General features: G+C 67.2%; 19 protein-coding genes. 9 read left to right on the plus strand and 10 right to left on the minus strand.

Annotated elements, in window-relative coordinates:
• Positions 1–43 precede the first annotated feature (43 nt).
• The 7 genes from PKO50_RS01030 to PKO50_RS01060 form a co-directional block, all read right to left on the minus strand.
• The gene (locus PKO50_RS01030; RefSeq protein WP_009613086.1) at positions 44–295 is read right to left on the minus strand and encodes a hypothetical protein; all 252 of its coding nucleotides are present in this window, start codon (positions 293–295) and stop codon (positions 44–46) included.
• Between the two features lie 92 nt (positions 296–387).
• Positions 388–1,773, minus strand: a complete 1,386-nt coding sequence (locus PKO50_RS01035) for an ATP-binding protein (RefSeq protein ID WP_109934550.1) — start codon at positions 1,771–1,773, stop codon at positions 388–390.
• Positions 1,770–2,444, minus strand: coding sequence for a response regulator (locus tag PKO50_RS01040; RefSeq protein WP_089390213.1), 675 nt, complete (start codon positions 2,442–2,444; stop codon positions 1,770–1,772). Before PKO50_RS01040 ends, PKO50_RS01035 begins: the two co-directional genes overlap by 4 nt.
• Before the next feature lie 1,427 nt (positions 2,445–3,871).
• Positions 3,872–5,044 (minus strand): IS4 family transposase, encoded by a 1,173-nt coding sequence (locus PKO50_RS01045; protein ID WP_275627213.1) that lies wholly within the window; start codon positions 5,042–5,044, stop codon positions 3,872–3,874.
• Positions 5,045–5,182: 138 nt separating this feature from the next.
• Complete coding sequence (locus tag PKO50_RS01050) at positions 5,183–7,996, minus strand: FAD-binding and (Fe-S)-binding domain-containing protein (RefSeq protein ID WP_275628570.1); 2,814 nt, start codon at positions 7,994–7,996, stop codon at positions 5,183–5,185.
• Positions 7,997–8,142: 146 nt separating this feature from the next.
• On the minus strand, positions 8,143–9,288 hold the full coding sequence (lldD, locus tag PKO50_RS01055) for an FMN-dependent L-lactate dehydrogenase LldD (protein ID WP_089390215.1): 1,146 nt from the start codon (positions 9,286–9,288) through the stop codon (positions 8,143–8,145).
• Positions 9,289–9,357: 69 nt separating this feature from the next.
• On the minus strand, positions 9,358–11,037 hold the full coding sequence (locus PKO50_RS01060; protein ID WP_275628571.1) for a lactate permease LctP family transporter: 1,680 nt from the start codon (positions 11,035–11,037) through the stop codon (positions 9,358–9,360).
• A gap of 318 nt (positions 11,038–11,355) precedes the next feature.
• Between PKO50_RS01060 and PKO50_RS01065 the strand changes: the two genes are divergently transcribed.
• The gene (locus PKO50_RS01065; protein WP_275628572.1) at positions 11,356–12,120 is read left to right on the plus strand and encodes an FCD domain-containing protein; all 765 of its coding nucleotides are present in this window, start codon (positions 11,356–11,358) and stop codon (positions 12,118–12,120) included.
• 97 nt (positions 12,121–12,217) lie between these two features.
• On the opposite strand, the gene smpB is transcribed toward PKO50_RS01065, so the two are convergent.
• Positions 12,218–12,697 (minus strand): SsrA-binding protein SmpB, encoded by a 480-nt coding sequence (smpB, locus tag PKO50_RS01070; protein WP_089390218.1) that lies wholly within the window; start codon positions 12,695–12,697, stop codon positions 12,218–12,220.
• 232 nt (positions 12,698–12,929) lie between these two features.
• Between smpB and PKO50_RS01075 the strand changes: the two genes are divergently transcribed.
• Both PKO50_RS01075 and PKO50_RS01080 read left to right on the plus strand, forming a co-directional pair.
• A complete protein-coding gene (locus PKO50_RS01075) occupies positions 12,930–13,364 on the plus strand; it encodes a type II toxin-antitoxin system RatA family toxin (RefSeq protein ID WP_058488394.1) in 435 nt (144 codons plus the stop codon).
• Positions 13,357–13,665, plus strand: a complete 309-nt coding sequence (locus PKO50_RS01080) for an RnfH family protein (RefSeq protein ID WP_109934555.1) — start codon at positions 13,357–13,359, stop codon at positions 13,663–13,665. Before PKO50_RS01075 ends, PKO50_RS01080 begins: the two co-directional genes overlap by 8 nt.
• A 60-nt stretch (positions 13,666–13,725) precedes the next feature.
• On the opposite strand, the gene PKO50_RS01085 is transcribed toward PKO50_RS01080, so the two are convergent.
• Complete coding sequence (locus PKO50_RS01085) at positions 13,726–14,259, minus strand: outer membrane protein assembly factor BamE (RefSeq protein WP_109934556.1); 534 nt, start codon at positions 14,257–14,259, stop codon at positions 13,726–13,728.
• Positions 14,260–14,355: 96 nt separating this feature from the next.
• Between PKO50_RS01085 and fur the strand changes: the two genes are divergently transcribed.
• On the plus strand, positions 14,356–14,760 hold the full coding sequence (fur, locus tag PKO50_RS01090; protein WP_015478949.1) for a ferric iron uptake transcriptional regulator: 405 nt from the start codon (positions 14,356–14,358) through the stop codon (positions 14,758–14,760).
• A 385-nt stretch (positions 14,761–15,145) separates the two neighbouring features.
• Here the strand turns inward: fur and recN are convergent, their stop codons facing one another.
• Entirely contained in the window at positions 15,146–16,822 is a 1,677-nt protein-coding gene (gene recN, locus PKO50_RS01095) for a DNA repair protein RecN (protein WP_109934557.1), read from the minus strand.
• 169 nt (positions 16,823–16,991) lie between these two features.
• On the opposite strand from recN, the gene grpE reads away from it, so the two are divergent.
• From grpE to carA, 5 genes are all read left to right on the plus strand, one after another.
• The gene (gene grpE / locus PKO50_RS01100; protein WP_109934558.1) at positions 16,992–17,555 is read left to right on the plus strand and encodes a nucleotide exchange factor GrpE; all 564 of its coding nucleotides are present in this window, start codon (positions 16,992–16,994) and stop codon (positions 17,553–17,555) included.
• 89 nt (positions 17,556–17,644) lie between these two features.
• Entirely contained in the window at positions 17,645–19,561 is a 1,917-nt protein-coding gene (dnaK, locus tag PKO50_RS01105; RefSeq protein WP_109934559.1) for a molecular chaperone DnaK, read from the plus strand.
• Between the two features lie 122 nt (positions 19,562–19,683).
• Positions 19,684–20,817 carry a molecular chaperone DnaJ gene (gene dnaJ / locus PKO50_RS01110; RefSeq protein ID WP_089390224.1) on the plus strand — a complete coding sequence of 378 codons (1,134 nt, stop codon included), beginning with the start codon at positions 19,684–19,686 and terminating at the stop codon, positions 20,815–20,817.
• Between the two features lie 79 nt (positions 20,818–20,896).
• Positions 20,897–21,703: a 4-hydroxy-tetrahydrodipicolinate reductase gene (gene dapB / locus PKO50_RS01115; RefSeq protein WP_009613065.1), complete on the plus strand. Its 807-nt coding sequence runs from the start codon at positions 20,897–20,899 to the stop codon at positions 21,701–21,703.
• Positions 21,704–21,944: 241 nt separating this feature from the next.
• Positions 21,945–23,081: a glutamine-hydrolyzing carbamoyl-phosphate synthase small subunit gene (gene carA / locus PKO50_RS01120; protein ID WP_275628573.1), complete on the plus strand. Its 1,137-nt coding sequence runs from the start codon at positions 21,945–21,947 to the stop codon at positions 23,079–23,081.
• The last annotated feature ends 17 nt before the right edge of the window (positions 23,082–23,098 follow it).

Below are 23,098 nucleotides of genomic sequence, written 5' to 3' on the forward strand. Positions count from 1 at the left end.
CCTCAGCCCGGCTTATGACGCATGGCGCCCAACACGGGGCGGGTCAGCTGCTGGACGAGGCCTTCAGCAGTTTCAGGGCTTTCTCGGTCATGGCGACGCAGGCCTGGGTATTGCCTTGTTCCTGGGCCTGGGCAGCTTTCTCCTGAAGACGCATGGCCTGCTCCTGCACGCTGTCGCTGCTGTTGGTGCTCTGCATGCTCTCGTCGATCCGCTGCAGGTTGTCGCTGCAACGGTCGGCGGCGAACACCGGCGACGCGAGCAGCGCGGCACTGATGAACAGGATGGTGGTTTTCATGATGCGGTACCTGTACGGCTGAACATGACGCAGGCGGCGACTCGCCAGGCGAGCGGGGCCTGTACGGTGGACTGCGGTGGCCGTGCCGGGGTTCAGGAAAGTTGCGCGGACGGCAGTTCCACCCGCACGCCCAGGCCGCGGCCGTCCAGGCCCGGGTGAAGGCTGATGCGGCCCTGGTGGATTTCCACCACGCGCTTGACGATGGGCAGGCCCAGGCCGCTGCCGCCGCTGCCGGAGGCGACGCCGGGGCTGCGGTAGAAGCGGGTGAAGATGGCGGCCTGCTCGGCGGCGGCCACGCCGGGGCCGGAGTCCAGCACCCACAACTGCACCTGGGTGCCCTCGGTGCCCAGGCGCACTTCCACGCGGCCGCCCTCGGGGGTGTAGCGCAGGGCGTTGCCCACCAGGTTGCCGAGCATGATGCCCAGCCACACCGACACGCCCATGACCTCGGCGCCCTGGTTCTCCAGGGTCAGCTCGATGCCCTTGTCGATGGCCTGGGGGGCCAGCTCGGCGATGGTTTCCTCGCTGAGCTGGCCGAGGTCGACGCGGGTGAAGGTCTCGTGCAGTTCCTCGTTGTCCAGGCGCGCCAGCAGGAGGATCTGCTCCATCAGCGTGCCGATGCGCTCGACGCTGCGGCTGACCTGCTGCAGGCCATGGGCGAGCACCGCCGGGTCGGAGGAGCGCAGCGCCACCTGGGCGTGGGTGCGCAGGCTGGCCAGGGGCGTGCGGATTTCGTGGGCGGCGTCGCTGGTGAGGCGGCGCTCGGCCTCCATGGCGGTGCCCAGGCGTTCGAGCAGCAGGTTGAGTTCGTTGACCAGGCTGTGCACTTCCACCGGCGCCCGGTTGAGCGCCAGGGGTTGCAGGCTGTGGGCGTCGCGCTGGTGCAGTTGCGCGGTGAGGATGCGCAGCGGCGCCAGGCCGTTGTTGACGCCGAACCACACCAGCAGGGCCAGCAGCGGCAGGGCCAGCAGCAGCGGGAAGAGCGCGCTGAGCAGCAGCAGGTGCAGGGTGTGGCTGCGGTGGTGGAGGTTCTCCACCACCCAGATGCGCGCGTTCTCGTCGCGGGTGCTCAGTTGCAGGACGCGCCAGGTGATGCCGCCGTGGCTGATCTCGGAGAAGCCCGTCTCCAGGGCCTCCAGGCCGGAGGGCAGGCCCGCCGTGGCGAACAGCGGCTGGCCCTGGTACCAGAGGCTGTAGCCCAGGGCGGATTCGCGCCTGACCAGCGGCAGCCCCTCGATGGCCTTGCGGCTGCGGGCGATCAGCTCGCCCTGGCCGCCGGCGACGTCCACCAGGCGCAGGGCGGCCTCGCCGAAGTCGATCATGTCCTCGTCGTAGAGGCGGTCCACCTGGCGCGAGGCGAGGTGGTAGGTGAGGGTGCCGGCCAGCACCCAGCACAGGCTCACCCCACCGATCAGCAGCAGCAGCAGGCGCCGGCTCAGCGAGCCGGCGCGGCGCGTGCGCCCGGGCGTGGCGCTCAAGGCGCGTCCTTGGCCGGGCGGTCGATGCCGTAGCCGATGCCGCGCACGGTGCGGATCAGCTCGTTGCCCAGCTTGCGCCGCAGGTGGTGCACGTGGACTTCGATGGCGTTGCTTTCCAGCTCGCCGTCCCAGCCGTACAGGGCTTCCACCAGGCGGGTGCGCGAGAGCACCTTGCCGCGCTGTTCCAGCAGCAGGCGCAGCAGGGCGTATTCGCGCGGGGCCAGCTCCACCGCCTCGCCGCCCAGGCTGACCTGGTGGGTGGCCGGGTCCAGGCGCAGCTCGCCGTGTTCCAGCACCGGCTGGGCGCGGCCGGTGTGGCGGCGGGTGAGGGCGCGCACGCGGGCCAGCAGTTCGTCGAGGTCGAAGGGCTTGCTCAGGTAGTCGTCGGCGCCGGCGTCCAGGCCGGCCACGCGGTCGGCGACCTTGTCGCGGGCGGTGAGGATCAGCACCGGCGTCATGTCGCCGCGCCGGCGCAGGCCGCGCAGCACTTCCATGCCGTCGCGGCGCGGCAGGCCGAGGTCGAGCACCAGCAGGTCGAATTCGTCGGTGGCCAGGGCCTGGTCGGCGGCCACGCCGTCGGTCACCCAGTCCACGGTATCGCCTTCCAGGCCCAGCCCGGCGCGGATGCCGTCGCCCAGCAGCGGGTCGTCTTCAGCCAGCAGGATTCTCATGTTCGCCCCCTTTCGCGCGGTACCGCCGCGGCCATCCGCAGCAGGATAGCCGCAGCGGCGGTTTCGCGGCAGAGGCTGGCAGCGCCGGCTTAACGGCTGGTTAAGGCGGGGCGGGGCCCCTGTGCGCGATTGCGTATCTTCGCGCCGAGGCGCTTTTCGTAGGATGGGTGCACGCGGGGCAGCGCTATCGCAGGAGCGAGCTTGCTCGCGAACGGGGTTACCCGGCGGCTGCAGTGCTTTGGGTTGACTCCGCACCCTCTCCCCAGCCCTCTCCCGTAAGCGGGAGAGGGGGCGTCCGGCGTGGCCGTTAGGTCCGACGTCATCCTGTAGGAGCGGGCCCTGCCCGCGATTCGCGCGCAGGGCGCGCTCCTACAGGGGGGCACCATGCGTGGAGCTGTGTAGGAGCGAGCTTGCTTGCGAACGGGACTACCCGGCGGCTGTAGTGCTTTGGGTTGACTCCGCACCCTCTCCCCAGCCCTCTCCCGCAAGCGGGAGAGGGGGCCGTTCGGCGTGGCCGTTAGGTCCGACGTCATCCTGTAGGAGCGGGCCCTGCCCGCGATTCGCGCGCAGGGCGCGCTCCTACAGGGGGGCACCATGCGTGGAGCTGTGTAGGAGCGAGCTTGCTTGCGAACGGGACTACCCGGCGGCTGCAGTGCTTTGGGTTGACTCCGCACCCTCTCCCCAGCCCTCTCCCGCAAGCGGGAGAGGGGGCGTCCGGCGTGGCCGTTAGGTCCGACGTCATCCTGTAGGAGCGGGCCCTGCCCGCGATTCGCGCGCAGGGCGCGCTCCTACAGGGGGGCACCATGCGTGGAGCTGTGTAGGAGCGAGCTTGCTTGCGAACGGGACTACCCGGCGGCTGTAGTGCTTTGGGTTGACTCCGCACCCTCTCCCCAGCCCTCTCCCGCAAGCGGGAGAGGGGGCCGTTCGGCGTGGCCGTTAGGTCCGACGTCATCCTGTAGGAGCGGGCCTGAGCGATTCGCGCGCAGGGCGCGCTCCTACAGGGGAGCACCATGCGTGGAGCTGTGTAGGAGCGAGCTTGCTCGCGAACGGGATTACCCGGCGGCTGCAGTGCTTTGGGTTGACTCCGCACCCTCTCCCCAGCCCTCTCCCGCAAGCGGGAGAGGGGGCTGTCCGGTGTGGCCGTTAGGTCCGACGTCATCCTGTAGGAGCGGGCCCTGCCCGCGATTCGCGCGCAGGGTGCGCTCCTACAGGGGAGCACCATGCGTGGAGCTGTGTAGGAGCGAGCTTGCTCGCGAACGGGATTACCCGGCGGCTGCAGTGCTTTGGGTTGACTCCGTACCCTCTCCCCAGCCCTCTCCCGCAAGCGGGAGAGGGGGCCGTTCGGAGTGAGCGGCGGGGTCAGTGTCATCCTGGGCGCCTGGCTATCCTTGTCATTCCCGCGAACGCGCACTGCTGTCCGGCACTCTTCATGCTATTAACAGCTGCCCTTGCCGTTGGTTAATCTCCTGTAGTCGCTCCCGTCGTCGTCGGGAGCGTTCGGCCTCCAGGCCAGGGCGCTGAAACAGCGTCGCCTGTACCTCCACCATCAGCATCCACAGGCTTTGCCGGGCTCCGGTCCGACGTTGGTAAAGACTCAGCAGCAGGTAGCTGATCAACGCACAGAGAATCTGGATGCGCACGGCATTCTCGCTGCGCCCCAGGAAGCGCTTGATCTTCAGGTGCTGCTTGATCCATTTGAAAAACAGTTCGATTCGCCAGCGATCCCGGTAGCGCTCCGCAATCTCGGTCGCTGGGCTGGTCAGGTCATTAGTCGCCAGGCTCAGCGGAGGCTCACCGCCCGGGCGATTCACCAGGATTCGTCGCAGCGGCTTGGTGTAGTGATTGCGCCGTCTGCCACCGGGGGAACGATTGGAAAAACGCACCTCGGCGTCCTGCAGGATCGTTTCCCGGTCCTGCACGGGCACTTCGCGCTGGGCCAGGACCTTGAGCGCCACATTGGACTTGAAACGCGTGACGAAGCGGGCCTGCTGGGCATCCAGGCTCGCCCACCAATTGAAGTCGTAATAGCCCTTGTCGAACACGTAGGTGGCCCGCGGCTCGATGCTCAGCGTCTTGCCTTCGTCGACATCATTGACGTTGGCGGCAGTGAAACTGCAATGCACCGGCGCGGCGGCCTGCTCGGCATACAGCACATGGACTTTCAGCCCCTGGGTGCGGGTTCGGTTGCTCAACGTCCACTCGTCGAAGCCTGGGCCCTTGAGGGTGATCGACGTGGAGTCCAGCAGGTACAGCAATTCTTTCCCGTCGCGGCGCAGTTGGCGGCAGGCGCCGGTCATCAGGTATTGCGCCGCCAGGGCGAAGACCTGGGCATTACGGCGCTCGTTGGCGTCGGCCAGGGTCGAGCGCCGGATCGGGCCCGCACCGAGGTGATAGTGATGATTGGACTGGCTGTTGAAGCTGGTTTCCAACGCACGCAGGCTGCTTACGCTGGCCAGATGGGCATACACCATGGCGACCAGGTGATGCCAGCTGCCAAAGCGCTTGCTGTGCTTGTCGGCGCCCTGTTCGGCGACCAGTCGATCGAAGACTCCGCGGGGCAGAGCTTTTAGAACATCGTGAAAACGGCTTATTCTGAACATCTTGCGGGGGCTGGGGTTGAGTTGGCGCTCAACGGTTTAATCCGTGCCTTCAGCCCCGCAAGCCCTCCAGGCTTTTCCTCGCAAAATTTATTCCGGACAGCAGTGCGCGAACGCGGGAAGCCAATAGACGGCTACTTCCTACGGGGCAGTGCGGGCGCGGGTGACGCGGTCCACCAGGTAGACCACCCCGTGGTAGTCGATGCCGCCGTGGGCGCTCAGGCCGATCTCGCAGGTGCGGCTGGTGGACACGCCTTCGTCGCAGTACTGCACCGCGTCCTTCAGGCTGCGCAGCGAGTGGGCGTTGAGCTCCGGGGTGGTGAAGCCCTTGTCGCCGGCGAAGCCGCAGCAGTGGATGCCCTCGGGGACCACCACTTCCCGGGCGCAGCGGCGCACCAGGTCGATCAGCGCCTGGCTTTCGCCCAGGTGCTGGGTGCTGCAGGTGACGTGCACCGCCACCGGCTTGTCCAGCGGCTGGAAGTCCAGGCGGTCGACCAGGTGGGTGCGGATGAACTTCACCGGGTCGTAGATCCGCAGCCGGCTGTCGGCCAGGTCCTGGACCAGGCGCAGGGTGCAGGGGCTGGTGTCGCAGTAGATCGGGTCGAGCCCGCCGCGGCTGGCCTGCAACAGCGCGGCGAGCAGTTCGTCGCGCTTGTCATCGGCCTGCTGCTTGTAGCCCTTGGAGGCGAAGGGCTGGCCGCAGCAGAGGTTGTCGGCGTTGTCCGGGAACACCACCTGGTAGCCGGCTTTCTCCAGTAATTGGCGGGTCTTGTCGATCAGTGGCACCTGCTCCTCGTCGCCGGCCGCCGGGCCCATGGCGCGGGATACGCAGGCGGTCAGGTAGACCACCCGCGGCTTGTCGATATCGGCGGCGGCCTGTGGCGCGGTGAAGCGCACTGGCTGCGGCATTGCCGGCGTCCACTGGGGCACGCGGCCCTTGCTGGCGTGGCTGATGGACGCGCTGAGGCTGGCCAGGCGCGGCGCGCCAAGCAGCATGCGCGCGCCGTTGGCCGTGTGGAGCATGAAGCGCGTGCCCTTCATCGCCGTGGCGAAGTTGCGCGCCAGCCAGGTGGCGGTGCCGGCGTGGCGGGCCTGCTCGCCGCGCAGTTTCTTCACCAGCTCGCCGGTGTTGATGTTCACCGGGCAGCGCTGGGCGCACAGACCGGTGGCGGCGCAGGTGTCGATGCCCTGGTACTGGTAGTCGCGCTCCAGTTGCGTGGTGTCGGCGCCGCTGCGGCGTTTAGCCTGGATGTCGCGCCACATGACGATGCGCTGGCGCGGGCTGAGGGTCAGGCCCCTGGACGGGCAGACCGGCTCGCAGAAGCCGCATTCGATGCACTTGTCGACGATCTCGTCGGCGGCCGGCAGCGGCTTGAGGTTCTTCAGGTGCAGCTGCGGGTCGTCGGTGAGGATCACGCCCGGGTTGAGGATGCCCTGCGGGTCGAGCAGGCGCTTGAGCTGCCACATCAGCTGGTAGGCGTCGTGGCCCCATTCCAGCTCGACGAAGGGCGCCATGTTGCGCCCGGTGCCGTGCTCGGCCTTCAGCGAGCCGCCGTACTCCACCGCCACCAGGTGCGCCACGTCGTCCATGAAGGCCGAGTAGCGCGCCACCTGCTCGGGCGAGTCGAAGCCCTGGGTGAAGACGAAGTGCAGGTTGCCCTCCAGCGCGTGGCCGAACAGGATGGCTTCATCGTAGCCGTGCCTGTCGAACAGCCCGATCAGCCGGTTCACGCCCTCGGCCAGCTGTTCGACGGGGAAGGTGACGTCCTCGATGATCACCGTGGTGCCGGTCTCGCGCACTGCGCCCACCGCCGGGAAGGTGTCCTTGCGGATGCGCCAGAGCTGGTTGTAGACCAGCGGGTCTTCGCTGAAGTCGACCTGCTTCTCCACCGGGAATTCGGCGATGGAGGCCATGATCTGCGCCAACTGCTCGTGCAGCAGCGTCTGCGTTGCCGCGCGGGATTCGATGAGCAGCGCGCAGGCGCCGGCGGACAGGCTCTTCACCCACGCCGGCATGCCCTGCATGTTCTCCACCGAGCGCAGGCTGCGGCGGTCCAGCAGCTCCACGGCGGACACCGGCTGCCGCTTGAGCACCGGCACGGCCTTGCAGCAGGTTTCCACGTCGGGGAAGACGATGAGCGCGCTGGCCTTGTGCGGGTGATCGGGCACGGTGTCGTAGGTCACCGCGCTGATGAAGCCCAGGGTGCCCTCGGAGCCGACCATCAGGTGGGTGAGGATGTCCAGCGGCTGATCGTAGTCCACCAGGGCGTTGAGGGAGAAGCCGGTGGTGTTCTTCAGCCGGTACTTGTGGCGGATCTTCGCTGCCAGCTCGGCGTTGGCGCGGGTCTGCCGGCCCAGTTCGGCCAGGCTTTCGAGGATTTCGCCATGGCTGGCCTGGAAGGCCTCGACGCTGGCCGGGTCCTCGCTGTCCAGCAGGCTGCCGTCGGCCAGCACCAGGCGCAGGCCGGCCAGGGTGTTGTAGCTGTTCTGCGCGGTGCCGCAGCACATGCCGCTGGCGTTGTTGGCGACGATGCCGCCGATCTTGCAGGCGTTGATCGAGGCCGGGTCGGGGCCGATCTTGCGGCCGAAGGGCGCCAGCCAGGCGTTGGCCTGGGCGCCGATCACCCCGGGTTGCAGGCGGATCCGCTCGCCGCCGCCACGGATGTCGCGGCCGTTCCAGTTGTCGCCCAGCACCAGCAGTACGGAGTCGCTGACCGCCTGGCCGGACAGGCTGGTGCCGGCGGCGCGGAAGGTCACCGCCACCTGCTGGGCGTGGGCGGCGCGCAGCAGGGTGCGCACCTCGTCTTCGCTCTCGACGCGGATCACCAGCTTGGGGATCAGCCGGTAGAAGCTGGCGTCGGTGCCGAAGGCCAGGGTCGAGAGCGGGTCGTCGAAGCGGCGCTCGCGGGGGATCAGGTGTTCGACCGTGTCGAGGAACGCGGCGGGCAGGCTCATGGCGGCTCCAGTCATCATCGGTGAGCGTGGACCGCTGGACGGCCCATCGGTGTTCTTTTGATTTCGTAGGAGCGAGCTTGCTCGCGAACCCGGCGGGCTCGGCGCTGGGCAGGTTCGCGAGCAAGCTCGCTCCTACAGGGGCGCCTTCAGGCGCCGAGCTCGCGTACCAGCGAGTCGCGGGTGATCTCGCTGATCGACTTGGCGCCGGTGAGCACCATGGCCACGCGCATTTCCTTCTCGATCAGCTCCAGCAGGTTGCGCACGCCGGCCTCGCCGTCCACCGCCAGGGCGTAGAGGAAGGCGCGGCCGAGCAGCACGCTGTCGGCGCCCAGGGCGATCATGCGGACCACGTCCAGGCCGTTGCGGATGCCGGAGTCGGCGAGGATGGTCAGGTCGCCCTTCACCGCGTCGGCGATGGCCGGCAGGGCGCGGGCGCTGGACAGCACGCCGTCGAGCTGGCGGCCGCCGTGGTTGGATACGACTATGCCGTCGGCGCCGAATTTCACCGCGTCCCTGGCGTCTTCCGGGTCGAGGATGCCCTTGATCACCATCGGGCCTTCCCAGAAGTCGCGGATCCACTCCAGGTCCTTCCAGGAAATCGACGGGTCGAAGTTGGCGCCCAGCCAGCCGATGTAGTCGGCCAGGCCCGTGGGGTTGCCGCGGTACCTGGAGATGTTGCCCAGGTCGTGGGGGCGGCCCAGCAGGCCGACGTCCAGCGCCCACTGCGGGTGGGTCATGGCCTGCCACATGCGCCGCAGCGGCGCGTTCGGGCCGCTCATGCCGGAGTGGGCGTCGCGGTAGCGGGCGCCGGGCACCGGCATGTCCACGGTGAACACCAGGGTCGAGCAGCCGGCGGCCTTGGCCCGCTCCAGGGCGTTCTTCATGAAGCCGCGGTCCTTCAGGACGTAGAGCTGGAACCACATGGGCCGGTCGATGGCCGGCGCCACTTCCTCGATCGGGCACACCGAGACGGTCGACAGGGTGAAGGGCACGCCCTTGGAGGCCGCGGCGCGCGCCGCCTGCACCTCGCCGCGGCGGGCGTACATGCCGGTCAGGCCGACCGGGGCCAGGGCCACCGGCATCGCCAGTGTCTCGTTGAACAGCCGGGTTTCCAGACTCAGCTCGGACATGTTCTTCAGCACGCGCTGGCGCAGGGCGATGTCCGAGAGGTCCGCCACGTTGCGGCGCAGCGTGTGCTCGGCGTAGGCGCCGCCGTCGGCGTAGTGGAACAGGAAGGGCGGAATCTTGCGTTGGGCCGCGGCGCGGTAGTCGGTGGAGGCGGAAATGATCATCTGGCAGGGCACCGGTTGGGGTGGACGGTGAAGGCCGGGCCCGCAGCGCAGGGGCCCGGCAGGTACAGCTTAGTGAACGAGCATGCCGGTGAAGACATAGGCCTGCAGCAGGGTGATCACGCCGATCACCGCGGCGAACAGCAGGCTGTGCTTCAGGGTGAAGCGGAACAGGTCGGATTCCTTGCCGACCATGCTGGTGGCGGCGCAGGCCACGGCGATGGATTGCGGCGAGATCATCTTGCCGGTCACGCCGCCGGTGGTGTTGGCGGCCACCAGCAGGGTGTCGTTGACGCCGATCTGGTGCGCGGTGGTGCCCTGCAGGGCGCCGAACAGTGCGTTGGACGAGGTGTCCGAACCGGTCAGGAACACGCCCAGCCAGCCGAGGAACGGCGAGAAGAACGGGAAGGCCGCGCCGGTGCCGGCCAGTACCAGGGCCAGGGTGGTGGACATGCCGGAGAAGTTGGTGACGAAGGCGAAGGCCAGCACCATGCCGATGGACAGCACCGGCCACTTCAGCTCGACCAGGGTTTCCTTGAAAGTGGTCAGACCAGTTTTCGCGGCGATGCGCAGGATGAACATGGAGACGATCGCGGAGATCAGGATCGCGGTGCCGGTGGCGGCCAGCGGGTCGAACTTGAACACGGCCGGCAGGGCGGTGGCGGCCGCGGCGATCGGCGGGCCCTTGAACACCAGCTGGTCAAGGCCGGGGATCGGGAAGTTGAACACCAGGCTGTAGAGCGCGCCGCCGGGCAGGAACATGGCCTTGAACGGCTTCAGCGTCCAGATGGTGACCAGCACGGTGAGCACCAGGAACGGCGACCAGGCCTTGATGATCTCGCCGGTGCTGTAGGGCGAGGGTTCGGCGCGCGGGGAGCTGCTGCCACCGCCGGCAACGGCGGCGCCACCGGAAACGCCCAGCACTTCCACGGCGTGGGCCGGCTGCCAGACCTTCAGGAACAGCGTCAGGCACACCAGGCTGATGAGCGCGGAGGTGATGTCCGGCAGTTCCGGGCCGATGAAGTTGGAGGTGAAGTACTGGCTGACGGCGAAGCTGCCGCCGGCGACCAGGGCGGCCGGCCAGGTTTCCTTCACGCCCTTCAGGCCATCCATCATGAACACCAGCCAGAAGGGGACCAGCAGAGACAGCAGCGGCAGCTGGCGGCCGGCCATGGCGCCGATCTTGAAGGCGTCGATGCCCGAGACCTGGCCGGCGACGATGATCGGGATGCCCAGGGCGCCGAAGGCCACCGGCGCGGTGTTGGCGATCAGGCACAGGCCGGCGGCGTACAGCGGGTTGAAGCCCAGGCCGACGAGCAGGGCGGCGGTGATCGCCACCGGCGCGCCGAAGCCGGCCGCGCCTTCGAGGAAGGCGCCGAAGGAGAAGCCGATCAGCAGCACCTGCAGGCGTTGGTCGGAGGTGATCGACAGGACCGAGCTGCGGATGATCTCGAACTGCCCGCTCTTCACCGTCAGTTTGTACAGGAACACCGCCGCGACGATGATCCAGGCGATCGGCCAGAGGCCATAGAGGAAGCCGTAGACCGCGGCGCCCAGGGCCTTGCCGACCGGCATGCCGTAGGCGGCGATGGCGACGACGATGGAGAGGATCAGGGTGATGGTGCCGGCGACGTGGCCCTTGAGGCGGAACACGGCGAGGGCGAGGAAGAAGAAGACGATCGGGATCACGGCGACCAGCGCGGACAGGCCGAGGCTGCCGAGCGGGGTATAGATCTGCTGCCAGGTTTGCATGCTGTTTTGGCTCCTAATTGTTTTTTGATTGGAGTCTGGTTTTGCGCCGTGTCGTGGGTTTTGCGCCGCCCCGGCGAGGGTTGGCGGCAGGCGGACGACCGTCTCGGCGTATCTCGCGAAAATTGGTAATACCAATTTACAAAAGCGAGCGCTCAGAGTAAAAGCATCCCTGTAGCCTGTCAATTTGCGGGGCTACAACTTTTGTCGGACCGGGCGATCCAGGCGATCGTCGGGCTTGTTGTGGCCGGCGCCGCTGGTTAGGCTGCCGCGCCTGTGGAACGGGGCCTTCCGCCAGGCGGGCCAAGAGGTGGGGAAAAGATGGCTTTCAATCAGGTACGGCAGCGCCGCTTGTCGGACGATATCGTCGAGCGCCTCGAGGCGATGATCCTCGAGGGCACGCTCAAGGCGGGCGAGCGCCTGCCGGCCGAGCGCCTGCTGGCGGAGCAGTTCGGCGTGTCGCGGCCATCGCTGCGCGAGGCGATCCAGAAGCTGGTGGCCAAGGGGCTGCTGGTCAGCCGCCAGGGCGGCGGCAATTATGTCGCGCAGTCCCTGGGCTCGACCTTCAGCGACCCGTTGCTGCACCTGCTGGAGAGCAACCCCGAGGCGCAGCGCGACCTGCTGGAGTTCCGCCACACCTTGGAGGGCTCCTGCGCCTACTACGCCGCGCTACGCGCCACCGAGGTGGACCATCAGCGCCTGACCAGCGCCTTCGAGACGCTGCAGGCCTGCTACCAGCACAACGACAAGGTCAGCGACGAGGAAGGAGCGGCCGACGCCAGCTTCCACCTGGCCATCGCCGAGGCCAGCCACAACACCGTGCTGCTGCACACCATCCGCGGCCTGTTCGACCTGCTCAAGCACAACGTGGTGACCAACATCGGCGGCATGTACGCCCAGCGCGCGGAAACCCGCGAGCAACTGATGAGCCAGCACCGCGAACTGTACGAGGCGATCATGCAGGGCCGCGCGGAAGAGGCGCGGGAGATATCCCACCGGCACATTTCCTATGTGCGGGAAGTGCTGGAGGAGGCGCAGGACGAGGCACGACGCCTGCAGCGGGCGCAGCGCAGGTTGGGAGTTTAAGAGCGGCTACAGGCTACAGGCTACAGGCTACAGGCTACAGGCCACAGGCAAGAGCGGCTCTTACCTGCTGCCTGTAGCCTGCCGCCTGCAGCCGCTTTCAGTCTTCCTTGCCGTGCCGCATCGCGCGCTGGATCTCGCGATTGGAATCGCGTTCCTTCTCGGTGTCGCGCTTGTCGTATTCCTTCTTGCCCTTGGCCAGGGCGATCTCGCACTTGATCAGGTGCTTCTTCCAGTACATCGACAGCGCCACGCAGGCGTAGCCCTTCTGCTGCACCGCGCCGAACAGCTTGCCCAGCTCGCGCTTGTGCAGCAGCAGCTTGCGCGTGCGCACCGGGTCGGCGATCACATGGGTGCTGGCGGTGGTCAGCGGGGTGATGTGGCTGCCCAGCAGCCAGGCCTCGCCGTCCTTGAGCAGGACGTAGCTGTCGACCAGTTGGGCCTTGCCGGCGCGCAGGCTCTTGACCTCCCAGCCGGCCAGGGCGATGCCCGCCTCGAAGCGTTGCTCGATGAAGTAGTCGTGCAGAGCCTTCTTGTTCTGCGCGATGGTCCCCTGGGGGTGTTTCTTCTGTTTAGCCATAGGCGGCGCATTATAGGGAGTCGCTCGCCGCGCCGCCATCGGGGGAATGGCTGTCTTTGGATTCTGCGCAACCGAAGTCGGTGTGCGACGAGGATGCATTTGCGAGTGCGGCGGGATGTGCGCTTGAGAGGGCGTGGCTAATCTCGGAGAATGCGCGCTGTTTTTTTGCACAGAGGGACGCCGGATCGCCCTGGAGCCGCTGGCGCCCCTCCACTGAAGAAGCGAGACCCCTATGAGCACGCATATCCAGCGTTCGGCCCTGCTGCCCTATCCCGCGAAGGCGCTGTACGACCTGGTCAACGATGTGGCGCGCTACCCGGAGTTCCTGCCCTGGTGCTCGGCGAGCAAGGTGCTGGAAGCAAGCGAAACGGCGATGCGCGCCGAGCTCAGTGTGGCCAAGGGCAACCTGTCGCAGCGCTTCAGCACGCGCAACGTGCTGGTGCCCGGGCAGAGCATCGAGATGAACCTCGAGGACGGCCCGTTCTCCGAGCTGCACGGTGTGTGGACCTTCAAGGCTCTCGGCGACAAGGCCTGCAAGATCACCCTGGACCTGACCTTCGACTACGCCGGCGCCCTGGTCAAGGCGACCCTCGGGCCGCTGTTCACCCAGGCGGCCAACACCATGGTCGACGCCTTCTGCCAGCGCGCCAAGCAGCTGTATGGCTGAAGGGCGCAGCATCGCCGTCGAGGTGGTCTGCGCGCTGCCCGAGCGCCAGCGCCTGCTGCGCCTGAGCGTGCCCTACGGCACGCGGGTGCGCGAAGCGGTGAGGCTGTCCGGCATCGCGGCGCAGTTCCCCGAGTTGGACGTGCTCAACAGCCCGCTGGGCATCTTCGGCAAGGCGGTCGCCGATCCGGACGGCCGGGTGCTGGAGGAGGGCGAGCGGGTGGAAATCTACCGGCCGCTGATCGCCGACCCCAAGGAGGTGCGCAAGCAGCGCGCCGCCCGCGCCAAGGCGGGCAAGGCCTGAGGGAAACATGCGGACATGAAAAAGCCCGGTCGATGCCGGGCTTTTTCATGGGGGTACCTGTTACCGCGGGTTGGTTTCCAGCGGTTCCGGGGTGGGCACGGCGACCGGCTTGGCCTCGTCGACTTCGCGCTGCAGCTGTTCTTCCACCGAGCCCGGCTTGGCCGGCTCTTCCTTGGGCTGCTCCGGCTTCTGTTGCTGCGGCTGCTCGGGCGAGGCGGGGGTGGATTCCTTGCCGAGGATGGCCTCGTCGCGGCTGACGCCCGGGCGGAAGTCGCCGTTCAGGCCGATCAGCTGGTCGTTGCCGTTGAACATCAGGCTGACGCGCTCCTGCTGGCGCTGGCCGCCGCCGGGCTGGATGCTGTACAGGTAATCCCAGCGGTCGGCGTGGAAGGTATCCACGATCAGCGGGTTGCCCATGATGAAACGCACCTGCCGACGGGTCATTCCCGGCTTCAGTTGGTCTATCATGTCTTGTGTTACGACGTTGCCTTGCTGGATGTCGATCTTGTAGACCCCCGGGAACGAACAACCGGCGAGTGCGGCTAGTCCCATTGCGAATGCGAGACTGGTCAGCATGAGCTTGGTGTTTTGCATCGGGGGGTGACTTCCACTATCTTGGCTGGGCGACGAAACCCCGATCATACCCGCATTGAAGGATGCTGCGAAGCATTCCGCGCCGAGAAAGCACACATGGTTGAAAATAGCGAACTGCGCAAGGCCGGCCTGAAAGTCACCCTGCCGCGCGTCAAGATCCTGCAGATGCTCGATTCCGCCGAGCAACGCCACATGAGCGCCGAGGATGTCTACAAGGCGCTGATGGAGGCCGGCGAGGATGTCGGCCTGGCCACCGTGTACCGCGTGCTGACCCAATTCGAGGCAGCCGGCCTGGTGGTACGCCACAACTTCGACGGCGGCCACGCCGTGTTCGAGTTGGCTGACAGTGGCCACCACGACCACATGGTCTGCGTGGATACCGGCGAAGTCATCGAGTTCATGGACAGCGAGATCGAGAAGCGCCAGAAGGAGATCGTCAGGGAACGCGGCTTCGAACTGGTGGACCACAACCTGGTCCTGTACGTACGCAAGAAGAAATAAAGCCTTGCAACGAACGGAAAACGGCGGCCCTGGGGCCGCCGTTTTCATTTTCAGGGGGATTTCAGGTGAGATTGGCGTGTGGGAGAGGACCTTGTCCGCGATAGCCGGAGGTTCCGGCGCGATTCGCGGATGAGATCCGCTCCAGGTTGCCCATACGCCATGCCCTCGTAGGGCGCATAGCGCCTACGGAGTTATCCGCCGTTTTCATCGGGCAGCGGTGCGTTGGCCGGCGGCGGATAACCGCGAACGGTTATTCGCCCTACGCCCTGTGGCGCGCGAAATCGCGGACAGAGTCCGCTCCTGCAGTTCCAGGGAAGCACGGGTGTAGGAGCGGACTCCGTCCGCGATTGGCCGAGCCCCACGGCATTCCCGTGTTGGCGTTGCGTCAGCTGTGCAGCGCCCGGTCCACCATCTTGCGGGCGTGGGCCAGGGATTCCTTGGTCATGTCCACGCCGCCGAGCATGCGGGCGATTTCTTCTATGCGTTCGGCCTTCTTCAGGTTGGCCACCGCGGTGCGGGTTTCGCTGCTGCCGCGTTCCTTGTGCACGAACAGGTGCTGGTGGCCCTGGGCCGCGACCTGCGGCAGGTGGGTGACGGTCAGCACCTGGCCGCCTTCGCCGAGCCGGCGCAGCAGTTGGCCGACCACTTCCGCGGTGGGGCCGCCGATGCCGACGTCGACCTCGTCGAAGACCAGGGTGGGAACGCGCGAGGTCTGTGCGGTGATCACCTGGATGGCCAGGCTGATGCGTGACAGTTCGCCGCCGGAGGCCACCCGCGCCAGGCCCTTGAGCGGCTGCCCGGGGTTGGCGCTGACCAGGAATTCCAACTGCTCCAGGCCATTGGCCTGGGGTTCGGCGGCGGGGGTGTCGTCCAGTTCGATGGCGAAGCGCCCGCCGGGCATGCCCAGGCGTTGCATCTCGGTTTCCACCGAGGCGGCCAGCTGCGGGGCGGCCTGGCGGCGCAGGGTGCTCAGTTCCGCCGCCTTTTCCTGGTAGTGCCGCTGGTAGGCGGCCAGTTCCTCGGCCAGGCGCTCGGCGGCTTCGTCGTCGGCATTCAGCGCTTCCAGCTCTTCCAGCAGGCGTTGTTGCAGGGCCTGCAGGTCGTGGGGCTGTACGCGGTGCTTGCGGGCCAGGCCGTAGATGGCGTCCATGCGTTCTTCCAGTTGCTGCAGGCGGCCGGGGTCGGCGTCGAAGTTGTCGACGAAGCGGTTCAGCTCGCCCACCGCTTCCTCCACCTGGATCTGCGCGCTGGACAGCAGGTTGACCGCCTCGGCCAGCGCGGCGGGCTGGCTCTGGAAGGCGGTCAGGCGGTTGAGGCAGGCGGTCAGCACCGACAGCACGTTGCCGGCGTCGCTTTCGCTGCACATGTCCACCACCTGGCGGCAGGCGCCGAGCAGGGCGCCGGCGTTGCTCAGGGTCTTGTGCGCGGCCTCCAGCTCTTCCAGTTCGTTCTCGCCCAGGGCCAGGTTCTCCAGTTCGTCCAGCTGGTAGCTGAGCAACTGGTGGCGGGCGCGCTGCTCGTCGCCGCTGCGCGACAGGCGGTCGAGTTCGTGGCGCGTCTGCTTCCAGCGCTGCGCGGCCAGCTGTACCTGGCGCGCCAGGTCCTGGCTGCCGGCGTATTCGTCGAGCAGGCGGCGGTGGGTGTCGGCCTTGAGCAGCGACTGGTGCTCGTGCTGGCTGTGGATATCGATCAGCAGCTCGCCCAGGGCCTTGAGGTCGCCCAGGGTGCAGGGCGTGCCGTTGATGTAGCCGCGCGAGCGGCCCTCGGTGGTGATCACCCGGCGCAGGATGCACGGGCCGTCCTGCTCCAGGTCGCGCTCGGCGAGCCAGTCGCGGGCCTCGGCGATGGCGCCGACGTCGAAGCTGGCGAGGATGTCCGCCTTGTCCGCGCCGGGGCGCACCACGCCGCTGTCGGCGCGGTCGCCCAGGGCCAGGCCGAGGGCGTCGAGCATGATCGACTTGCCGGCGCCGGTCTCGCCGGTGATCACGGTCATGCCGGCGGCGAGCTCGAGATCGAGGTGCTCGACGATGGCGTAGTTGTGCACGGAGAGATGAACCAGCATGGAAGGCGGCTCCGGTGAAAAGGTCTGTTTATTTATACAGTATTTTTTGCCGCTGGCAATTCACCGCACCCCCTTGAACCCGCGCAAATGGCCCCCATATAGCCGGCAGAGCCGCGAGCCATTGGGTTCGCTTTGTTTTCAAAGGCTTTTTCTTTTTTAGGAGAGTGGCATGTCTGACGAGCAACAGACTCAGGGTTCGCACCTGAACGAGCAGCCGGAACCGGTTGCCGGCGACGACCTGAACGCCCGCGTGCTGGACCTCGAGGAACAGCTGGCCGCGGCCAAGGACCAGAGCCTGCGCGTCGCCGCCGAGCTGCAGAACGTGCGTCGCCGCGCCGAGCAGGACGTGGAGAAGGCGCACAAGTTCGCCCTGGAGAAGTTCTCCGGCGACCTGCTGCCGGTGGTCGACACCCTGGAGCGCGCGCTGGAGATGTCCAGCCCGGACGACGAGGCGATCAAGCCGATGCGCGAAGGCATCGAGCTGACCCTCAAGATGTTCCACGACACCCTCAAGCGCTACAACCTGGAGCCGGTCGACCCCCACGGCGAGCCGTTCAACCCCGAGCACCATCAGGCGATGGCGATGGAAGAGAGCGTGCACCTGGAGCCCGGCAGCGTGGTCAAGGTGTTCCAGAAGGGCTACCTGCTCAACGGTCGCCTGCTGCGCCCGGCCATGGTCGTGGTCAGCAAGGCACCCGAGCAAACCCCGCCTTCGATCGACGAGAAGGCTTGAAATCCGCCACCCGGTCCCCATCTGGGTAATCAACCGAGCACAAGGTCCGCAGCGGGATCAGCACGGAATCTAATTTCTGGAGAGTGAATATGGGCAAAATCATTGGTATCGACCTGGGGACCACCAACTCCTGCGTCTCCATCCTGGAAAACGGCAGCGTCAAGGTGATCGAGAACGCCGAAGGCGCTCGCACCACCCCGTCGATCATCGGCTACGCCAACGATGGCGAGATCCTGGTCGGCCAGCCGGCCAAGCGCCAGGCGGTCACCAACCCGAAGAACACCCTGTACGCGGTGAAGCGCCTGATCGGCCGTCGCTTCGAAGAAGACGTCGTGCAGAAAGACATCAAGATGGTGCCGTACAGCATCGTCAAGGCTGACAACGGCGACGCCTGGGTCGAAGCGAAAGGCCAGAAGATGGCCCCGCCGCAGGTCTCCGCCGAAGTCCTGAAGAAGATGAAGAAGACCGCCGAGGACTACCTGGGCGAGCCGGTCACCGAGGCGGTCATCACCGTGCCGGCCTACTTCAACGACAGCCAGCGCCAGGCCACCAAGGACGCCGGCCGCATCGCCGGCCTGGACGTCAAGCGCATCATCAACGAGCCGACCGCGGCCGCGCTGGCCTACGGCCTGGACAAGGCCAAGGGCGACCACACCATCATCGTCTACGACCTGGGCGGCGGTACCTTCGACGTCTCGGTGATCGAGATCGCCGAAGTCGACGGCGAGCACCAGTTCGAAGTGCTGGCCACCAACGGCGACACCTTCCTCGGCGGCGAAGACTTCGACCTGCGCCTGATCGACTACCTCGTCGACGAGTTCAAGAAAGAAACCGGCATGGACCTCAAGGGCGACCCGCTGGCCATGCAGCGCCTGAAGGAGGCTGCCGAGAAGGCCAAGATCGAGCTGTCCTCGACCCAGCAGACCGACGTCAACCTGCCGTACATCACCGCTGACGCCAGCGGCCCGAAACACCTGAACGTCAAGGTGTCGCGCGCCAAGCTGGAGTCCCTGGTGGAAGACCTGGTGACCCGCACCATCGAGCCCTGCCGCGTGGCCCTGAAGGACGCCGGCCTGGACGTGTCGAAGATCGACGAGGTGATCCTGGTCGGCGGCCAGACCCGCATGCCGCTGGTGCAGAAGACCGTCGCCGAGTTCTTCGGCAAGGAAGCGCGCAAGGACGTCAACCCGGACGAAGCCGTGGCCATGGGTGCTGCCATCCAGGGCGCCGTGCTGGCCGGTGACGTGAAGGACGTGCTGCTGCTCGACGTCACCCCGCTGACCCTGGGCATCGAGACCCTGGGTGGCGTGATGACCGCGCTGATCGACAAGAACACCACCATCCCGACCAAGAAGTCGCAGGTGTTCTCCACCGCCGACGACAACCAGGGCGCCGTGACCATCCACGTGCTGCAGGGCGAGCGCAAGCAGGCCGCGCAGAACAAGTCCCTCGGCAAGTTCGACCTGGCCGACATCCCGCCGGCCCCGCGCGGCGTGCCGCAGATCGAAGTGACCTTCGACATCGACGCCAACGGCATCCTGCACGTGGGCGCGAAGGACAAGGCCACCGGCAAGCAGCAGTCCATCGTGATCAAGGCCTCTTCGGGCCTGTCCGAGGACGAGATCCAGCAGATGGTGCGTGACGCCGAGGCCAACGCCGAGGAAGACCGCAAGTTCGAGGAGCTGGCCGCCGCCCGCAACCAGGGTGACGCGCTGGTCCACGCGACCCGCAAGATGGTCACCGAGGCTGGCGACAAGGCCACCGCCGAGGAGAAGGCTGCCATCGAGAAGGCGCTGGCCGACCTGGAAGCCGCCGTGAAGGGCGACGACAAGGCCGAGATCGAGGCGAAGATGAACGCGCTGTCCCAGGCGTCCACCCCGCTGGCGCAGAAGATGTACGCCGAACAGCCGCAGCCGGGCGCCGAAGCCCAGTCCGGCGAGGCTGACCACAAGGCCGGCGACGACGTGGTCGACGCCGAGTTCGAAGAGGTCAAGGAGAACAAGTAAGCCTCGTGCAAGCTTGCGCTCCGGCGCACCGACCAGCGTGTCGGTGCGCATGAAACGTCACGCGGGGGCTTGCTCCCGCGTCGGCGTGTCTGGGGGAGAGGTTTTCAAGGTGCAAAGAATTTATGGCCAAACGTGATTTCTATGAGGTACTGGGTGTCGAGCGTGGCGCCAGCGACGCGGACCTGAAGAAGGCCTACCGCCGGCTCGCCATGAAGTACCACCCGGACCGCAATCCCGGCGACAAGGCGGCCGAGGATAAATTCAAGGAGGCCAACGAGGCGTACGAGATCCTGTCCGACGCCAGCAAGCGCGCGGCCTACGACCAGTACGGCCATGCCGGCGTCGACCCGCAGATGGGCGGCGGCGCGGGGGCCGGCTTCGGCGGCGCGAGCTTCTCGGACATCTTCGGCGACGTCTTCAGCGACTTCTTCGGTGGTGGCGGCGGTGGCCGGGGCGGCCGCGGCGGCCCGCAGCGCGGCGCCGACCTGCGCTACACCCTCGACCTGGATCTGGAAGACGCGGTCCGCGGCACCACCGTGACCATCCGCGTACCGACCCTGGTCGGCTGCAAGACCTGCAGCGGCAGCGGCGCCAAGCCCGGCACCTCGCCGGTGACCTGCACCACCTGCGGCGGCATCGGCCAGGTGCGCATGCAGCAGGGCTTCTTCTCGGTGCAGCAGACCTGCCCGCGCTGCCATGGCAGCGGCAAGATGATCAGCGACCCCTGCGGTACCTGCCACGGCCAGGGCCGCGTGGAAGAGCAGAAGACGCTGTCGGTCAAGGTACCGGCCGGCGTCGACACCGGCGACCGCATCCGCCTCACCGGCGAGGGCGAGGCCGGGGCCCATGGCGGCCCGGCGGGCGACCTCTACGTGGTGGTCAACGTGCGCGAGCACGACATCTTCCAGCGCGACGGCAAGCACCTGTACTGCGAAGTGCCGATCAGCTTCGCCGATGCCGCCCTGGGCGGTGAGCTGGAAGTGCCGACCCTGGATGGCCGGGTGAAGCTGAAGATCCCCGAGGGCACCCAGACCGGCAAGCTGTTCCGCCTGCGCGGCAAGGGCGTGGCCCCGGTGCGCGGCGGCGGTGCCGGCGACCTGATGTGCCGCGTGGTGGTCGAGACCCCGGTGAACCTGGACAAGCGCCAGCGCGAACTGCTCGAGGAGTTCCGCAGCAGCCTGCAGGGCGACACCTCCCACTCGCCCCGCGCCAGTGGCTGGTTCGAAGGCATGAAGCGCTTCTTCGACGATCTCTAACCACGGCGGCAGGCGGCAGGCGGCAGGCTTCAGGAGCTGGTCGCCTGTAGCCTGCGGCCTGCAGCCTGGAGCTGTTTTTATGCGACGTATAGCCGTAATGGGCGCCGCCGGGCGCATGGGCAAGAACCTGATCGAGGCGGTGCAGCAGACCAACGGCAGTGCCGGCCTGACCGCCGCCATCGACCGTCCCGACAGCACCCTGGTGGGCGCCGACGCCGGCGAGCTGGCCGGCCTGGGCCGCATCGGCGTGCCGCTGTCGGGCGACCTGGCGAAGGTGGTCGACGAGTTCGACGTGCTGATCGACTTCACCCACCCCACCGTGACGCTGAAGAACCTGGAAGTCTGCCGCAAGGCCGGCAAGGCCATGGTCATCGGCACCACCGGTTTCTCCGTGGAAGAGAAGGCCCTGCTGGCCGAGGCCGCGAAGGACATCCCGATCGTCTTCGCCGCCAACTACAGCGTCGGCGTCAATCTCTGCCTGAAGCTGTTGGACACCGCCGCCCGCGTGCTGGGCGACGAAGTGGACATCGAGATCATCGAGGCCCACCACCGGCACAAGGTCGATGCGCCGTCCGGAACCGCCCTGCGCATGGGCGAGGTGGTGGCCAACGCCCTGGGGCGCGACCTGGAGAAGGTGGCGGTCTACGGTCGCGAGGGCCAGACCGGCGCGCGCGAGCGCGAGACCATCGGCTTCGCCACCGTGCGCGCCGGCGACGTGGTGGGCGACCACACCGTGCTGTTCGCCGCCGAGGGCGAGCGCGTGGAAATCACCCACAAGGCCTCCAGCCGCATGACCTTCGCCCGTGGCGCGGTGCGCGCGGCACTGTGGCTGGAAGGGCAGGGCAGCGGCCTGTACGACATGCAGGACGTGCTCGGCCTGCGCTGAGAGCCGGTCCGTGGGCGGCTGCGCATCGGCATGGCGAGGGTCGGATCGACCCGGTGGTAGCGCCATACGTCGTGCATAAGGTGGACCAATATGTCGCGTTTCTGTAAACTACAGATTTAGTGTGTCCACTAAAAGCAGCGCAGCATGAACCATACAAAAAGCGGGATGACCTCTTCTGATGTCATCCCGCTTTTTTACAACCTGCGCACGCCCAGCCAGGCTTGATTCACGGGAGGTCTTCTTGACTAAGCCAGCCATACTTGCACTTGCCGACGGCAGCATTTTTCGCGGTGAAGCCATCGGTGCCGACGGCCAGACCGTCGGAGAGGTGGTGTTCAACACCGCCATGACCGGCTACCAGGAAATCCTTACCGATCCTTCCTATGCCCAACAGATCGTCACCCTGACCTACCCGCACATCGGCAACACCGGGACCACCCCGGAAGACGCCGAGTCGAACAAGGTCTGGGCCGCCGGCCTGATCATCCGCGACCTGCCGCTGCTGGCCAGCAGCTGGCGCGACAAGCAGTCCCTGCCGGACTACCTGAAAGAGAACGGTACCGTCGCCATCGCCGGCATCGATACCCGCCGCCTGACGCGCATCCTGCGCGAGAAGGGCTCGCAGAACGGCTGCATCCTGGCCGGCGACGACGCCACCGAGGAAAAGGCGCTGGAACTGGCGCGCTCCTTCCCCGGCCTGAAAGGCATGGACCTGGCCAAGGTGGTGTCCTCCACCGAGCGCTACGAGTGGCGCTCCAGCGTGTGGAACCTGGAAACCGACAGCCACCCGGAAATCCCCGCCGCCGAGCTGCCCTACCACGTGGTCGCCTACGACTTCGGCGTCAAGCTGAACATCCTGCGCATGCTGGTCGCCCGCGGCTGCCGCCTGACCGTGGTGCCGGCGCAGACCCCGGCCAGCGAAGTGCTGGCGCTGAACCCGGACGGCATCTTCCTCTCCAACGGCCCCGGCGACCCCGAGCCGTGCGACTACGCCATCCAGGCCATCCGCGAGTTCCTCGACACCGAGATCCCGGTCTTCGGCATCTGCCTCGGCCACCAGCTGCTGGCCCTGGCCTCCGGCGCCAGGACCCTGAAGATGGGCCATGGCCACCACGGTGCCAACCACCCGGTGCAGGACCTGGATTCCGGCGTGGTGATGATCACCAGCCAGAACCACGGCTTCGCGGTGGACGAGGAAACCCTGCCGGGCAACCTGCGCGCCACCCACAAGTCGCTGTTCGACGGTACCCTGCAGGGCATCGAGCGCACCGACAAGGTGGCCTTCAGCTTCCAGGGCCACCCGGAAGCCAGCCCCGGCCCGCACGACGTGGCGCCGCTGTTCGACCGTTTCATCTCGGCCATGGCCGAGCGTCGCTGAGATCTGCGAAGAGGTAA

The organism is Pseudomonas sp. 273 (assembly GCF_029201425.1).
GTDB classification, from domain to species: domain Bacteria; phylum Pseudomonadota; class Gammaproteobacteria; order Pseudomonadales; family Pseudomonadaceae; genus Pseudomonas; species Pseudomonas delhiensis.